Genomic DNA, 17,889 nt, shown 5'->3' on the forward strand with positions numbered 1-17,889 from the left:
TATTATCACTACCAAGCGACTCTTCTAAGCCTAAAAAGAAAAAATCCATAAAAATTAAAATACTAATATCTGTAACACCTGTATTTTACAAAATATATCTAACAATTTGGGATATTAATTCAACAGTCTTTAAGAATATTTATGATTGATATTAAGAGTATAACTCAGTATGTACTCTAGTATGTACTTTTTTGTGGGTTTAAATGATATCTTCTGATACAGTATGGTATATAAAATCTTCTCAAAGTATTGATTTTATTAGGATTATGATACTACTTGAAACAGTATGAAATAAGAATATGGTGCCCGGGGCCATCTTATAACAAATCTCTTCAAACCCTTTAAACTCAATAATCTTACTTAACTTAAATTAACCAGTCGTACAAATAGTCGTACAAATGAAACATAAATCATATTAATATAATCAAGTTTCTAGCAAAAAATTATACCATAATCACTGGAAATTAACTGACATTACTGACAATATTTTCAAATGCTTATATATCAATACTTTTAGCATATAATAATTAATCTACTTACTGACATTTAAATGACAAATATTCTTTTAGCAAATTTTCTATTATATTATCTTTTCTTATATCTTATTAATTATACTTTTTATGAGATAAATTTAATCTGTTGAAACCTCTGTATATAGTTGAGTAAATGATTCATCATAAAAAGTCCTCGATATATAAATTAAGTTTAACTTTTGCTAAGGATAACTTTTCTAATAGTATTTCACTATTATTAAGATCTACTATTATTAATAATTAATACCCTCAAAATCAATATCATCAAGAATACTATACGTTAATTATAACTAAACTTATATATTTATAGTCTCATTTTCACTCTTATAATATTCTGGCCTATATGCTATTTATAACTAGTAATTTATTATGTTTATTATAGTATTCAATACGATGAACAATATCTGGAATAGTCTCCGTGATATTTACTAAAAGGTAGATAAGCCTCGTAATAAAGTACATTATCTAAAATGTTATTTGCATTTATAATGATTTATTATTATCTCAGGTTACTTCTTTTGAAATCAGTAATAGCTATTGCAGCAAATACATTTTCATCAATATCAATGTTTGCTATTTTTGCTAACTTAGATACCAGGCTCACAGTTGTATCAATTAAGTTATAAACTACTGTCTAACCAATCAGATAGCGTTTCAGATTGCTTAAACTTATTATAGGTTTTTTGAAAATTAGTTGTAGAATTTTATTGCTAGTTCATTGATATATTTTTAGTTATTTCATTTAGATTCATATTATTATCCTTGTAGATTTATCTAAGCTATCGATACATTTTTTATAGCCTAATCTTTTTATAGTATATTTTTTAATGCCTCCAAAGCACCCTCTCTAATAGCCCAACCAGTGCCTGCTTCAACATAGTTATCATTAGGATTGATTCTAATTAATCTTGTATTACTACCATGTATTGTCAAAGTCCATTCACTATTCATTCGCACAGTTTGGACTGTTGTACCACAGCCTATTTCTATGATTGCTAGCTTTTGGTTTTTCGCCATAACAGAATCATGTAGCCACTCTTTATACTTATCTTTTTGTATGTCAGCACGACGACTTGTCCAATAATAATCACCAAACATTAATATATTTGGTCGAGCTATACCACCACAACCACTGCATCTTGGAAACTTATCAACTCTCATTTGCTCTTGGTTAACATAGATAGTTTCACGGTTATTCCATATTTCATCATTACAATCCATAGCACATTGTAAATGATGAATACTTCCGTGAACTTCATATACCCTATTTTCATCAAAGCCAGCTTTTTGAAAATGCCCATCAACATTAGATGTATATACAAAGTAGTTATTATTTTTACTCTTGACTAAATCTAATAGCATCTTAAAACCTGCATGAGGTTGAGTCTTACGATATAAATCTAATCTATGTCCATAAAACGCCCATGCTATATCAGGGTTTGAGAAAAACTGTTGTGGGCTAGCTGCTTCTACAAAGTCTATATCTAACTTCTCAAATAATGGATACTCTTTCCAGAAACCATTCTTACCTCTAAAGTCAGGTAAACCACTATCTACACTCATACCCGAACCAGTCGCTATAAGTACAGCATCGGCTTCTTGGATATAGTCTTTTACTTGTTGTAGTATTTCTTGCATAATATCTTAATAATTTTTTAAATAGGTATAAATATCAGTATCTATTTATTATCTTTTATATCCAATGCATATAACTTTTAGGATGTTCTACTTTAAATGAACAACCTTTCTCACTAAATGATGATGTTCGTGTTGAAATAGTCTTCTCATATTGCTTACCATTTATTGATATATACACTTTCCAAGACCCTTTATCCTTTGGAACAACTGCCTGAACTATAGCATTGCCAGATCTAGGAATTACTGCAGGTGTTGGATATTCCTCTTGTGACATTTTATTTGTTGCTTTAGCGCCTATAGCAGACCAAATCATTTTTGATATAAATCCCATTTTTGATTCCTCTTTCTTTTATTTAAAAAAATTCTTAAGCTAATTTCTTATATCAAATGCATATATAACATTTAATTGTTTTATCAGGAATTAATAGGATACTTGGATTTATTACTTGATTTATTCTATATAACATTGTTACACCTCTCGTTACTTTTTTGAAATTTTGGTCGGGCTGTTCAAAACTGGGTAACAAGTTCCAGCACTGTACCTTTCCCTATTGCTAGGTATTGTATGGGTACAGTCAACCCGATTAAACGAAAAGGTTTAATCAAGGTTAAGCTGTCTAGTGTTGCAGATAACTAAACTAGAGGAGTATTTATTAAATATAAATACTCCTCTAGCTATCCACAGACGTATAAACGCACCACACTACTTGTTACACGGCTTTTGAAGACCGACATGAATAGAATAAGCTCTTTGAATAAATTTGTAAAGACTAATTAATAATAGATAGCGAATCTAAATAATCACTAAGCAATTAATACAACTTTTTTATCTTGTTATAGTAACTTATATTATTAGCATATACTTTTAAGTTTTTATCTTTTAATAGTTCTTCATGAATAAATTTTCTATCTGACTGACTTAAGTTAATAATAATTGCTTCACTACTATTATTGTAAATATCATTAATAGAATTCAATTTTGTATCTTCACAAAAAATCTATTTTCACTTCTAGGAATTGGTTGTGCTGAGATATCTTGATCTTTAAATTCTTTTATAAGATCTATTTGATCTATTTCTTTATATTTCTTAAAGAAATAAACTTTATCCTTTAAGCTACTATCAATGTTATTTTGCACGCATTCAAGCATAAAATCATCATAGTCAGTTTTTGACTGCTGATCTAAATCATACTCTTTCATAGCATAATCAGGTCGGATAGTTTGAGAGTCTTTAGAATCAATAACTATATAGGCTAGAGCATATAATTTAGGTTTTTGTAACTCATTTAATAAATCTTCAGTATCAGCTTTATTTGGAGCTATTTTATTCGCGTGATTTCTTAAATATCCAAGAACTAATTTATAGTACTCTAATAAATCAGCTTTTGAACAAGTTTTTAAAACAGTATTTCCACTAGTGTTATTCTTTAGACCTTGGGATTGTATTGGTAATCTATAGCTAAAATCAAAAGTTTTTATATTAGCTGGAACTGTGCCATATGGACTAGCAACACTAGGAGCTATTTCGACCCCTACTTTACTAACAATATATAGATCAAAAACTATTTTAATATCTTTGGGATCTTCAGCAAGTTTAGGGTAGTTTAAACTTGCTGTTATTTGGTTATCATCAGAAATATCTATATCTACATCCAAAGGATCAAATATAGTCATACAAGTTTCTAATTGTTGTTCAGCATCTATAAATTTTTGCATTTAATTTCCTTTATAATCCTTTCAACTCTTTCTCAGCACTTGCTAAATTTAGCTTATCTGCACCTGTTTGGCAGTATTTAAGGTTTGCCTTTGTTGGTTTAGTTGTCTTGTATAGATCTATAGCTTGATTTAGATAATCTTTAGCTTTTGAGTTATCTTTAGGTAATCCAGCAAAGCCATTTATATATGCTTGGGCTACTAGTTGTTCTCCCATAGCTATACAATAAGGTGCTTGTTTTTTAAACCCATCTAAATTAACATTTAGAAAACCATTTTTTGCTTTTTGGCTACCATTTGCTATAGCTATTTCTGTCCATTTATAGCCAGTTGCTATATCTCTAGTTATTTCTCCATTCTGTCCACTTTGATACATACCTCCTAACTGATATTGTGCAAAAGCATTACCCAAATTAGCTGCTTTTGTAATATATTCCAAACCTTTGGCTTTATCTGGTTTGCCTGCTTGACCAAAGTAGTAGATGTTGCCCATCATATTTAAAATATTTGTATAAGTGGATTCGGCATCAGTTGTATTTAATGAATTATTTTTCTCATAATAGTTTACGTACCATGAAGCATAATTTAATGACTGCTTATAGTCAGGAGTTGCAGCTGCTAGAATGGCTGTCGCTTCAGGATATTTTTCATCTTTTAAATATGGTGTACAATACTCTATTTCTAATTTCTTATCATGACTGGTTGCAGCCGTTGCACAATCTTTTACACTAGCAAAAGAATATGCTGATACTGTTAATAGTGATGCTATTAATAATATTTTTTTCATTTTAATCCTTATATAAATTTGATAATTTAATCCATTTTTGATAAATATTATCTTTGTTTGCTTCTTCCCATGCACTCCATAAAGTTGTACCTATATCAATAACCAATAAGATTTCTCCCAAATAAGGTATAGATAAAGCTCCTGCTGCCTCGATTCCCAATCTTTCTAATAAGGTTATACCTGCCCTAGTTTCTACAAGCTCTCTAGTAGCACTGGTGCCAACTTTTATACCTGCATTAGCACCTTCTTCTAAAATATTACCTTTTACCTTTTTAGCTCCAGTTTCAGCAGCTTTCTCAGCTCCTTTTAGTGTATCAGCAATAGTCTTGGCAGATGATAGAGTAGTTGAGCCTGCATTTATCATATTAGCCATATCTGCTCTAATTATATGCTCATCATTGTTATTCATATTTTTAGCTAGCTCTCTTACACTTTGCATTAACTGTAAAGTACTGATACCTAAGCCTAATGTCCCAGATACTACATCGTGCATCTTAACTAATTCACTTAACTTAGCTTTCCTAGCCACCATGCCCTCTATCTTTCTATTATTATTTGTTTCCAAATCCCCAAATAGTTCGGTACATGGCACAACTTTTAGCATCTTGTTAAGTCTGTAATTATTCCACTCATTTATCAATGAAACACAGCTATTTTGAATATCAAATATTTGTTTATAAATACCTAAACAAAGTATTGTGTTTTGTATGCTGTTTTCTGATTTTAAATTTTTTAATTCCTCATTAAGATCATTAATAGCTGTATATGTACCATAAGCACTATCTATTATCCCTGTAACAGCTTTATATCTTATGCTACCTAGTGAGTTTTGTTTCAGGTCTTTATATTGCTTCTCATCTATTAGGTTCTTACCTTTAAATTGCTCAAGATAGTTTTTTGTCTCTTTATGAACATCTTGTTGGAAACTCTTATAATTCTCTTCTTTAAGATAATAATGTGTTTGACCTCTATAGAATCTCTCTTCGACATTTATATTTCTACTTCTAGCAGCTGAGGCTAAGATAGGACTAACTTCTTGGGCTACTGTTACATTACTCTCAAAAGCATCACTTAATAACATTCTTGATATTGGCTTACCTTCCTCTGCATCAAAGAAGTTCTTTAGCTCAAAGCTATCTTCTATCATTCGCGTGAACTTCTGTTTTTGAGGTTTATAACTAAGTAAGTTTTTTGTAAATGCAGTATTAGAGTATCTGATATGTACTTTATTAATGAAACTTGTAATAGCTGTCTCTACTTTCTCATCCTTTGCTATAGCTAATATACTCTCTGGTATCTTATCTCCATTTATTATGCTTTGTACCAAATCATATACTTTTACATTAGTCTCACCAGCTATCTTTTTAGCTCCTTTCTTTATATAGTCTTCGGAGTATTTTTTTACAGCTTCTTGGAATTGAGTTCTATCTATTGTGGCTGGTGTCGCTTGAGATAGTATTAGCTCAACACTATTACTTAAAGCTAGTTTCTTAGGGTTATATGTACCTTTAGCATCATCAATAGCACTTTGATTTGGTAGTAATAGTTCAGCTATCTCAGGTCTATCACCATCTAAGAAATCTTCAGCATTTTTACCTGTAACTTGTGATAATACATCAGCCACGTATGTACTAATAATATCATTATTATGTTCGTGTGGTTTAAGTGCTTTGGTAATGTATAGTAAACCTTTAGGAGTTTTACCTTTTATAAAGCTACCTAAATCACTTATCTGTGTATTTGGATTATCTTTTTGTACATGAGTAACCTTAGTATCAGATAGATCAAGTTTGTCATTATAAGTTTTTACAGTCTTTGTATAGTAATCAAGATTATACTCATACGTTGTAAGTGTATAGCCTGTTAAGGTATTAATATACTGATAAATAGGCTTACCATCAGCACCAATATTTATAGTCTTTGTAGAGTATGTAGCTTCTAGTTTATCTACTGGTCTATTTGCAATTACATCATATAAACTATCTGTAGTTCTAGGATCTATACTTAGATTATTAATACTATCAAACCACTTTTCAAAACTACTTGCATAGCCATAAGCTCCTTGACTGAATACATCTCGCCAACATTCTATTAAGCTATCTGTAGGATCTACCCAGGCTAAACCTTGATTTTGAAATGCAATCATTAGATTACGCATTAATTGTCTAGCATTAGATCTAAGATTGTATTTTAGATTATCTAAACTTATAGTTTGTTTGGCTCTATCAACTTCATTTAATTGATCTTTTCTATTATTCCAGGCAGTAACCTTTGACTTAAATACTTTTTCAACTGCATCACTTGAATAAAGATTAGCTTGCCCATAACTAGCTAAAATACTATCGGTATCCATTCCACCTAGATCAACATCTAATAAACCACTAGCTTGAGGGTTAAATAAATAATTAGCTACTAAAATAGCACTTTTACCATAGCCTGTAGCTTGGATATTGACACAAATATTACTTAGCTGAGTTTGTACCCATTGTATAGCACAGTTATTATTAGTCATTACCCCAAGAGGATTATCTAAGAGTAGATTCCACTTGATATTTTCCTTTACAAGGATAGGGTAGCTTTGTAACTTAGTCCATTCTGTCTGAGTAGCACCTTGAGTTTTATATTTCTTTTTTATATCTCTAGCTTTGGCTTTTGCAAACTCAATATTTTCAGACAAACTCATATCAAAATTATCTTTAAGATCTGAAACATCTAAAGTTTGAGCATGCTTAGTTTGTAATGTAGTATCTGTCTCAATCTTAGCTATCCTAGCAGCCGATAACTGTACTGTACTAAATAGCACTACAACCTTTTGTAGTTCAAAGGTCTCATTGTCTTTTGCATAGCAACTAGGTAATTCAATATTTGTAGTAGCTCCGCTTTCAGAGGGTTCTCTATAATCACATATCTTATATTCAGATATATCAACCTCTGCATAGTTTGTAGAGCCATTTTTAATTGTTGCTTTATATTCTTGATGTAATGCTAGTTTCTCAAAACCACTAACGTTACTATCTTGAAGGAAGATATAAACATATCCCTCTGCCATAGCTTCAGCATTTATAGGTTGTAGATCTTTTATTATCTGAGATTGTAGATTTAATTTAGTTGTAGAAACTCTAGTTTGATTAGATTCTTTTTCTTCTTTAAGTTTATTTTGCTCTTTATTGAGATTTATATAAAGTCGCTGACTTTTTTGAAGTGAAACGTTTATTTCAGCTAATTGTTGTTTTTTATACTCTATATCAGATTCACTTACACCTGTACTTTGAGCCATTAAGATAGCGTTTGAGCATCTTTGTCTATCTATATTAAGATCATCTATCTGAGATTCTAAATCTGATTTTTGCTTTTCAATATCATTAATAGCTACTTGTTTTTTAACAACAAAACTATGAACTGCTTTATCAATAATTTCATCTAAGTTTGTAAAATCTTTAGGGATTTGAACTTGCTTGTCCTCATCTGCTGACTCTGGCATATATAGATCAGCAATTTCTTTTAAAATATATTCTTGCTGCCCATAAGATAATCTACTTAAAACCTCAAGGCTCTTAATGCTATCTGCTTTTGTACTGTTGTTAGGTGTATTTTTACGCCATCTAGGATTTACTTTAAGGTATTGTAGCCCATCTGTTAAAGAAGTTGGTTTTTGATTCCCAGTTTCTCCTGTAGATGAATCATCACTAAGATTATCATAACTATTTTCAAAATCATCAACCTTATCAACATCTGATTTTTTACTATCATTTGTAATATGAAATGAAGATGTTGAAAATTTTTTATTTGAAATATCTGTATATTTAGACATTAAAATTCCCTATAAGTTATTGAGCAAATAACCCAAATTCTAAAATTATCTTATGTGTATCCATTTTAGTATAGTAGTACAAGTTATCTTACTCAATGATTTTTGATTTTTTTATTAATAAGTAAACCTTATATCAATTATTTCGTAATACTAAGAGGACTACATGATTACTTATAAAACTTGAAATACAATAGTTATAACAAAGTATAAACTTATTTTAATAGAGAATGTTAAAGACCTTTTAAATAACCTTCTAGCATACTTTTTAGAGAAGTATTTAGCGATTGTGGCTCTATGACTTTGATATCTGGTAACCATCTTTTGATAACTGGTAAAATCTCCATTTCATGACTAACTGTTACAGATATTACTAAACCATTTTCATCTTGCTTGATAATCTTTTGCGTTGGTGAACATGGTTTTCTTATTAGATATTTTGCAATGTTATTGGATATAGCAAGCTTTACTTCAAATGGTTCATTGCTCTCTTCAAACCATACATTTGTAGATTCTGTGAGCATCTTATTAATATTTCTAGTTATCTTAAAAGCCTGATCTGTGATAACTATATTACTGATACCTTTCAGATAGTACTTTTTGACAATCTCATTATGTACAGCCATTAGATACCAAAAACCATCATAATTAATAATTTTTAAAGGTCGAGCTTTGACAGTATAGCTAGCTTTATTTGAAGTATATTTGAACTGTACCCAAAGTTGCTGACTAATAGCCGATTCTAATTGTTTAAGCTCAGCTAAGTTTGCTGATACATCTTCTATATGTAGCTTTGCATAGATTGGATTATCTTGTTCATTTGTGATTTTAGCCAGTAGCTTCTTAGTACGGCTATAAAACTGCTCGCCAACACTCTCAGCAAATTTATCAAGGATTTTAAGCACAAGAGAATCTTCAGTATTTAAGTTCTTCTCAAGTGTATAACCTTTGATAAAATACCATTTTCCCTTTTCCTTGTAGATTGGAAACATCGCTAGCCTTTCGCTAAAATCTCTTTGGATAGTTCGTACCGAGACATTAAACTCTTCGGCGATATCTTTACTAGCTACCCCCTGCCCTGTATTTAGGATATTTAGGATACTTACAAGTCGTGTCAGAGTTTTGTCGTAGTCGTGTTTATATGGCATTTTGGAGTTCCTGTATTCCTAATATTTTAAGCATTTCATTCTGATGTTTACTGATCTCAGAAGTAGACCAACCCTCGGCTTTGTCCATCATTAGAAACTGTTTAGGACTAACTCCATCAAAACCGTTATAATGACTCTTCTTACCTTCTGGCTGTAAGTTTGAAAACTTTGAGTTTTTACTCGTACTAATCAAGCATAAATTTCCAAATGAATTTAATACTTCATCCTCCAATTTATTTTGACCATCTAAAGGATTTTGAGGATAAAAATGCTCGACAGAGCTTCTAAAGGTAAATTCAAACTTATCATATTCTTGCTTATTACTTTTCCATAATAAATAATCTAAATAGTTAAATACAAAGTTCTCAACTGCCGTACCTTTGTCCAACTCTTTTATATTTATGTCATTATTTAGACCACTGTCTGTAAAAATTATTTCATGATATTCAGCTGGTTCATTTGCTATATACCTATTCCTAAAAAACTTTTCTGCTAAATCTTCTAGATAATTAATGTAGTCATCTGCAGAAATATCACCAATATTTTCTCGATTATATAAATAGTTTAAAACTGCAGTTAACCAATGTTTATATATCATTGATGGATTCGATACATGAAACATTGAAAGAAGCTTTATTAATTTCTCATTTGGATTGTTATCTTCATCACTACCGAAACTATTATTATATTGAGCAGACTTATTTTGTATTAATTTCTTTAAGCTCCAACTGCCATCTTCTCCAGTATCTCCCGTATACTCTCTTTTTATAATAAAATTATCAAATAAGAACCTTAGTTTTAATAGGTTATAGACAAACTCTTTTACAAATCCTACTTTACCAATATAAACACTAAATATATCTATTAATCTTTTATCATCAAGTGGTATATCTTCTCTTTCATTAAATGATATATTTTCTCTCTTGTCATTCATGACTTGTATTCGTAATACATGCAGTAAAAAATTCTGGAAATTAATCGGTGATGTAAATCTTTCAGATATCTTTTTATCATTATCACTAATTGGATAATCTATTTTGTTACTCTTTATAATATTTTCTAATGTATTTTTATCCTTATTGTTATCACTATTGGTATCGGTAGAATTTTGTGATTGCATGTTAAATTCATCAAAACTTTTTAGTTCTAACTCACCCCAATTATCACCAAACACATGCTTTCTTTCATCAGGTGAAAAACCATATTGGACATATCTGCTCATATCAGAGCAAGCATCCCATATCTTAGCAAAAACTTTTCTATTAGCTTCATCAAGCTTACTTAACATCTGAGACTTTAAAACTTCGTGCTTTTCTAACTGCTCACCACGGTTATTCATAATCTCAAAATAGTGATTTAAATCGGTATCTTGAGGAACATTCACTCGTAAGATCTCTACTTTCTCAAGCAAATACCCTCTAAAAGACTCTCTTTGTGAGCATTCCATTTTAGAAAGCTTAGCCTTAATTGTTTCATATGCGTTTCTCATTGTAGCATTACAATCATCTGCAAAATCTCTATCGTTATAAATAGACTCAAATGTTTTATTTGCTATAGCTCTACTTTCATAACTCAAAATATGATTAAATCCAAAATCACTCTTAAAGTCATTTTTTAATACACTCAATAAAATAGACAATGTAGTAAGTCTCTGCTGCCCATCTATCGTTTCATATATAGTAGTATTACCATCTTTTCGCTCGAAGACTACTAAAGTACCAATATAGTACGAGTTAGCTGACTTACATTCAGAAAAATCTAATATATCTTGTATAAGCTGTTCAACTTGACCTTTACCCCATGCATAATTTCTTTGATAAATGGGGATTCTAAATTTTTCATTTGATTCGAAAAGAGCTTTTATCGTAAGTGATTGTATGTCGTTGTTATTTTGCATTAAAATACCCTAATATTTTGTTTTTAACACTCTCATCAATATTTGCTTTAATATCTGATTTATTAATAATATTAACTTTCATATTAACTATATCTTTATATGAAATCGCATCTCTTATTGTTTTGAAAACTTTTGTCTCTAATGCATAATTATCAATTGTTTCTAAATAAATAGCTTGCATTGAAAGTCTCTTACTATATGCCCAAACAAATAGCTTTTCGATAACCCTATCTATTTCTTTTTCGCCAAACTTATCGACATAAAATATTAATGCACAATCAAATAGCATTCTTATGTATTTATCACCTGTTCTATTTCTTTCAGGATAAGTATTTAGCAAATCAATAATTTTATTATCTTTTTTAAATTCACCATACTTATTTTGATAGTAACTAATCATCTCAAAAAATCTTTTACCATTTAGCACTGGTAAATCAAGTTGAAATGGATAAAACATCTCATTATTATCGAGGTATCTATCCTTGTTATTATTGTATTTATCTACGTAGATATTGGCTATCTGGTAAAGCTTAGCATACGGTTCTAAATCTTTTGTTTTATCATTAATTGATATACCTTTAAACAAATCAACATCATTCTTAGTAAAATACTTTGCACTATTACCTCTAGACCAATTACGAATGCGATATAATTTATCATTAAAAAGTTTGGCTAAGTCTGCTTGATCCATATTTTCCCATGTTTCAACTACCTTAGTCTTTTCAGCCGCAGTACTATCAGACATCTCTCTTAAATGAAAAGCTTTAAGCAAATCATGTGGCTCTAAATCCTTACCTCTAGCATTCTGTGAGTCAAAAAACTGAAATGCTTCAGATATATCACCAAGAGTTACTAATACAATTTGACATTTTTCAAGAAAAAAATCTATAACATGTATATCATTAAACTCACTAGTAACCCTTCGTTCTATTTCTCTATAATTTTTCTGTATATTATATTGCGATATTTTGTTATCAAACTCCAAATTACAAACAAAATTAATATTTTTATCTATATGATTACTCAATAGTGTTTCTTTTGTTTTGCTAATAGCTAAATATATTAAAAATAAGGTTGTAGTACGTTGTTGACCGTCTACTATACTCCAAAACTCTTGTTCTTCATGTAAAACTATAGTGCCTAGTCTATAAGATTTTTTATCTTTGAAATATAAAATATCATCTATTAACTGATTTACATTTTTTAACGTCCACTTATATGGTCTTTGATATTCTGGTATTTTGAGTTCTTTAAATCCTATTAAATCTTTTACTTTTACAATTTCAGCTTTCTTTATCATATATACCCTTCACAATATAAATATCCAAACTTTTACAGAACTGCTTATAATTCATAATACACCACAACTATGACAATATCATGTCGCAAAATTCTTTTTTATTTTAGAAAACTATGACAAAAGACTTTTTTAAGCTAAGTTTCTAACACTATAAGCATTAACAACCTTACCAATTATCTCAGCCTCATCAGGTTTGAGAATACTTTGGTTATCTTGGTATTTTGAGTTTAGGGGCATTAGTGAAATTTGATTATTTTCTTTATGAAGTAGCTTAACTGTAGCACCATCATTATTTCTTGCGACAACTACTTTACCCAATAGGTTTTGAATATTTTTATCGCTTGGATCTATGATTATATTCTCACCATCATATAGAGTGAACTTTGAGTATTTAGACTCTAGCTTTTGATGCTCAGAAGTATCATAGAGCATACTATCACCTTGTACCTTTAGTGAAAAACCATCTTTAGGCACTAATTCTTTTGGCACTTTGAGATAATCTATTGGTTCAACATCTATAGCGGAATCTGTAAACTCGCCAGCTTGTACATAGCTTAACACTGGAATACTAATAATATTCTCATCATTAGCATACTCATTCTCAATACCTAAAATTTCCATTAGTTCTAGATGTCTTTCGTAAGTAGGGCTATTGATCCCAGAAATCCAACCTTTGATAGCTCTAGTGCTAATACCTAGCTTCTCAGCTAATGTAGCTTGCTTGATACCTTTTTCTTTAAGTAATGGTTTTAGATCTTTGCTATATACAAACATTACAAGGTTTATGAAATATCTTATTAGTTAGATTATAAAACTCTCTTTGGTATGTATCAATATTAAAAGTGAAATAATACTTCACATTTGAATCTTAATCATCTATATTTTAAATAAGTGAAGTTATACTACACTTTATTAAGATTGATATATGAAATGGAATAGTGAAACCTGTATAGCATTAGTCGATATGCAGGCATTTTTCCCAAGTTGCGAACAGATAGATTTTCCAGAGCTAATGCATAAACCAGTAGCTGTAACTAATGGTGAAGCTGGTACTTGTATTATCTCGAGTAGCTATGAAGCTAGAGCTTATGGTATTAAAACTGGTATGCGTATGCAGGAGGCTCTTAGATTATGTCCAGAGATTATCAAAAGACCATCTAGACCCAAACGATATGCTGAAATTTCTGGGAATATAATCTCAGCCTTACGCAATATAACCCCAGATATAGAAGTATTCTCTATTGATGAGTGTTGGATAAACCTATACCCAGTTTTAGATTTATACAAGGGTGTAGAGAATATAGCTACTATGATAAGACAAGCTGTATATGATAGTAGTGGCGGTATTAACTGCTCTATAGGTATATCAGAAGGCAAGCTAACAGCTAAGTTTGTAGCAGGTGTTAATAAAGGCAAAACTACCATAGTTCCAGCAGATAAGATAAAAGAGTATATGGCACCATATCCATTGTACAAACTATGTGGTATTGGTAATAGAATATTACAATATTTAAATGATAGAGGTTTTAAGACGATTGGAGATTTACAAAAGATTCCCCATGATGTTTTAACAAATAGATATGGAGTAGTTGGTAAGCGTTTACATTCAACATGTAATGGTCATGATCCAATAGAGTTAATAACTAAAGAAAGCATGCCTAAATCGATCGGACATAGCAAGCAATTACCACCATTTCTAAGAGATAGAAATGTAATAGAATCAACTCTTCTACATCTAACATATCGACTTACTAGAAGAATGAGATTATTAAATATCCGTTCTAAGTCAGTAAGAATTTACCTATTAGCTAAACATAAGCTAATCCGTAATATATATGTCTTTGATCAAGCTAATAACTGTAATCATGAGTTTATCAAAGCTGTAAAAGCTCACATGAAACTATACCGAGGTGAACCACTTTTAAAACTAGGTATCAAATGCTGGGAGCTTGAATATAATGATTCTCAACAGTTAGATCTATTTGCGGAACCCTATGATTCAAAGCACCTTAGATGCGATATAGCTATGGATAGAATCAACCAAAAGTTTGGAGAAAATACTATTCGCCCAGCTATGGAGTACATTGTCGATAAATTAGATTTAGTACCTGTGATAGCATTTAATTTCAATGCTACTTCAAAGAGTAAGAATAGTTTGTAACCAAACTACCCTTCAAAGTTAGATACAACAATATTCAATCAAGTAACTTCTCTACCTTTGTTATAATATGAGAAAAAAAAAATCATTAATATTGAGATTTTAATACAAATATAGCTTATAAAAAACTATACAAACCGATAATCATTTTATTATGAATAATAATATTTCTATAACTCCGGATTAAGGATATAGTGCTTATATTTTTTAGTTTTTTTATTAAGGTTTATTAAATAATTATACTCTTCTAAAATATCTATAACTTCTTGAAGAGTATCATCGTCTTTTAAGCTACTTCGATTAAGTCTTCTAAAGTTTCTTTGTGCTAAGTATCCATTTGTCTCTTGTTCTTTTTTTAAAAAGTCTAAGCTTTCATCTAAGATATCCCTTGCTATTTTCATAGGTGCTGATAATTCTTCGTAATATAAGCATCTCGCATTATCAATAAAGAACTCTGTTAGCTTTATAGCTTGAGTTACCTCTTCTACACCTATTTCTTTATCATTATATTGGTTATTAATTAAATGGAATATTAATGCTAAAGTACAAACAGTGTTAGCCGCCTTAGATAAAAACTCAGCTATATAATCATTGCTTTCTACACATATATAATCTTGATTATTATCAAACCAAACACGGAATTTATCGTATGCTTTGTCCGAATATTTATAAATCAAAGGATCAGTTACTAACAATTTGTTATTTTCAATATTAAAGCAATGAGGTAACGAGTTAATTTTATGAAAACATTGTTCATAATCTTTATATGAATTATAAATAATATTATCTTCTGGTAATGTTTTCTTTGCCTTAGTATGGACTAAAATAGGTAATTGAAATCTTGCAAGTAATCCAGAAGAGTCATCTTTCGTGATCACTTCTTTCATTTTTGCAAGCTGAATACCACCAACTATAGAGAGTGCACCATTTTCAACTATATCATTTCCTCGTGATACTGTTTTATTATTGATATTTGTGTAGCCATTATATAATGATAAGTATATTGCTTTAACTTCTTGATTATCATATTTATTAAGTTTTGCAAAAAGACCACTTAGCTCATCAATCATCATAAGCATTCCTGATGGACTTTCTTTCTCTAATGTCTCATATATACCCTCAATTGACCCTGAAGATAACATAAAGTTTCTACTAAAAGGACATAGGATTTTTTCTCTTTCCAAGCTTTCTATCTGCTTCAAGACCTCATTCTTTGACTCATCAGAATTATTATTTTTAGAGTTATATTCTCTTTTGAGTTTAGTCATTTTGATTTCTTGTGTCTTTTGCTGTACTTTAAATTCTTGCTGCAACTGCAAAAACTGCTCATTATTTACCTTACTTATCTCTTTTAAAGGTTCATATGCCAACTCCATACATGGACTTTTCCCTGAACCAGAAGCGCCGATAAGACATGCCCACAAAACTGGAGTTACTTTATATTTAGAATTAACTTCAACTCTTGCCCTGTTTCCTAATAGTCCTGCTAAATATCCTAAAGCGGACCCAACAAGATATTCTTTGGGTAGCTTTGTATTTTCTGATATCTCAAATAAATAATCTGATAATGCTCTAGGAAGCATATCCTTAGTTAGCTCTTTTATAGAAATTTTACTCTTAGGCAGTTCGATTATAGTTTTTTTATTTGTATTCAATTTAGACATGTGTTTGTACCTCCTTATGTTTGTTTTGCTGATTAAAATAGTCGTTCCAATCTGTTAAGCCTTGTGATTTCTCGAACTCATTAAATGGAGGAATTTTTATGGTTGCCCCTACCATTTCTTGCACTTCTTTTGCTTTTCTTTCACCGATTCCAGAAGAATCATTATCTGCCCAGATTTCTATATTTGATGAACGAAAATTCTCCCTTATATACATACCGACATCTAAAAGGTTGTGACAATTAAACGCAACTATTACAGATGCTGCTATTTGATTCTGCTTAAGATGCTCTAGAATACTTACTCCAGTTGCATACCCTTCGCATATAACAAACATATTTGTACTACCATTATCTAAAAGCATATAACCCTTTGAGATTCCTCCTTTAGCAAATCTTTTACTACCATCAGGATATATAAACTGAATGCTTTGTAACTCATCAGCAGGCACTATGCCGCCTATACTATAAATTGGAATTATCAACATATCATTAATCTGTTTTATATCTACAGGATCTATGCCTTTTCGCAATAAATATGGATGCTCATTAGAAGCATCATGAGCCATCTCAAATATGGTTTTTAATTTGTTTGCCACCTCCATTTTTTTACTCTCAGCTTCTTGTTTTGCTACAAGTGATCTATATGCATATTCAGCTTTTTCTGTATATGAAATAGTCTTTTTCTCACTTATTACTACTTTTTCACCTGTGCTCCAATTACCCATAATGTATACATCCCAATCAACTTGAGTTGCCCAAATATCTCTGTTATCTTTAGATTTCATGGGATCACGAAATCTAGTAATTTCACCATAGCTAAGAGAATATTTACTACTCTCTAATAAGTTTTTTAAATCATACATAACCACTACCCTCTTGACTCTTGAATTTTCTTCTCAAGAAAAGAATCTATTTCTGTTGATACCCAAACCGTTGTTTTTTCAGTAAGTTTTATTGGTTGTGGCATTTCTTTAGAGTTTACTAGTCTGTAAATTGTTGATCTTGATAGACCTGTTTTTTCTATTACTTGATTTATTCTTAGCATATTCATTTATTGTTTCTCCTTTTGTTATTAGTTATTTGTTATCTCTCGTAATGTGCACTTACGAAAGACTATTTAGCGCTAAACTTCAAAAGGAATATTATCAATATTTTAAGAGCAAATCTTTTTGACTAATTAGACTAACTTCAAAAAAATAAACTTTTTTTGAAAGCTATATATAGCAATGGTTGTAGAGGGTTT

At 30.3% G+C, this 17,889-nt stretch carries 13 protein-coding genes; 1 reads left to right on the plus strand and 12 read right to left on the minus strand.

Annotated elements, in window-relative coordinates; translation table 11 throughout:
• Positions 1-1,343: 1,343 nt before the first annotated feature.
• From R8535_RS00935 to R8535_RS00975, 9 genes are all read right to left on the minus strand, one after another.
• On the minus strand, positions 1,344-2,171 hold the full coding sequence (locus R8535_RS00935; RefSeq protein WP_329495669.1) for an SIR2 family NAD-dependent protein deacylase: 828 nt from the start codon (positions 2,169-2,171) through the stop codon (positions 1,344-1,346).
• Between the two features lie 55 nt (positions 2,172-2,226).
• Positions 2,227-2,502, minus strand: a complete 276-nt coding sequence (locus R8535_RS00940) for a hypothetical protein (protein WP_329495671.1) — start codon at positions 2,500-2,502, stop codon at positions 2,227-2,229.
• Positions 2,503-3,144: 642 nt separating this feature from the next.
• Positions 3,145-3,888, minus strand: a complete 744-nt coding sequence (locus tag R8535_RS00945; protein WP_329495673.1) for a hypothetical protein — start codon at positions 3,886-3,888, stop codon at positions 3,145-3,147.
• A 10-nt stretch (positions 3,889-3,898) separates the two neighbouring features.
• The gene (locus R8535_RS00950) at positions 3,899-4,672 is read right to left on the minus strand and encodes a tetratricopeptide repeat protein (RefSeq protein WP_329495674.1); all 774 of its coding nucleotides are present in this window, start codon (positions 4,670-4,672) and stop codon (positions 3,899-3,901) included.
• Between the two features lies 1 nt (position 4,673).
• Entirely contained in the window at positions 4,674-8,483 is a 3,810-nt protein-coding gene (locus tag R8535_RS00955) for a hypothetical protein (RefSeq protein ID WP_329495675.1), read from the minus strand.
• Positions 8,484-8,713: 230 nt separating this feature from the next.
• Complete coding sequence (locus R8535_RS00960; RefSeq protein ID WP_329495677.1) at positions 8,714-9,628, minus strand: helix-turn-helix transcriptional regulator; 915 nt, start codon at positions 9,626-9,628, stop codon at positions 8,714-8,716.
• Positions 9,618-11,525: a DUF262 domain-containing protein gene (locus R8535_RS00965; protein WP_329495679.1), complete on the minus strand. Its 1,908-nt coding sequence runs from the start codon at positions 11,523-11,525 to the stop codon at positions 9,618-9,620. The genes R8535_RS00960 and R8535_RS00965 overlap by 11 nt, the downstream gene beginning before the upstream one ends.
• Entirely contained in the window at positions 11,515-12,825 is a 1,311-nt protein-coding gene (locus tag R8535_RS00970; RefSeq protein WP_329495681.1) for a DUF262 domain-containing protein, read from the minus strand. The genes R8535_RS00965 and R8535_RS00970 overlap by 11 nt, the downstream gene beginning before the upstream one ends.
• Before the next feature lie 129 nt (positions 12,826-12,954).
• Positions 12,955-13,599 (minus strand): LexA family protein, encoded by a 645-nt coding sequence (locus tag R8535_RS00975; RefSeq protein WP_329495683.1) that lies wholly within the window; start codon positions 13,597-13,599, stop codon positions 12,955-12,957.
• Positions 13,600-13,750: 151 nt separating this feature from the next.
• Between R8535_RS00975 and R8535_RS00980 the strand changes: the two genes are divergently transcribed.
• Positions 13,751-14,986: a Y-family DNA polymerase gene (locus R8535_RS00980; RefSeq protein ID WP_329495685.1), complete on the plus strand. Its 1,236-nt coding sequence runs from the start codon at positions 13,751-13,753 to the stop codon at positions 14,984-14,986.
• A gap of 167 nt (positions 14,987-15,153) precedes the next feature.
• Here the strand turns inward: R8535_RS00980 and R8535_RS00985 are convergent, their stop codons facing one another.
• The 3 genes from R8535_RS00985 to R8535_RS00995 are packed head-to-tail and all read right to left on the minus strand — an operon-like array spanning position 15,154 to position 17,697.
• The gene (locus R8535_RS00985; RefSeq protein WP_329495687.1) at positions 15,154-16,647 is read right to left on the minus strand and encodes a DUF3987 domain-containing protein; all 1,494 of its coding nucleotides are present in this window, start codon (positions 16,645-16,647) and stop codon (positions 15,154-15,156) included.
• On the minus strand, positions 16,640-17,509 hold the full coding sequence (locus R8535_RS00990) for a toprim domain-containing protein (protein WP_329495689.1): 870 nt from the start codon (positions 17,507-17,509) through the stop codon (positions 16,640-16,642). The genes R8535_RS00985 and R8535_RS00990 overlap by 8 nt, the downstream gene beginning before the upstream one ends.
• A gap of 5 nt (positions 17,510-17,514) precedes the next feature.
• Positions 17,515-17,697, minus strand: coding sequence for a helix-turn-helix transcriptional regulator (locus tag R8535_RS00995; RefSeq protein ID WP_329495691.1), 183 nt, complete (start codon positions 17,695-17,697; stop codon positions 17,515-17,517).
• Between the last annotated feature and the right edge of the window lie 192 nt (positions 17,698-17,889).

This window comes from Francisella sp. 19S2-4, assembly GCF_036281795.1.
Taxonomy (GTDB): domain Bacteria; phylum Pseudomonadota; class Gammaproteobacteria; order Francisellales; family Francisellaceae; genus Francisella.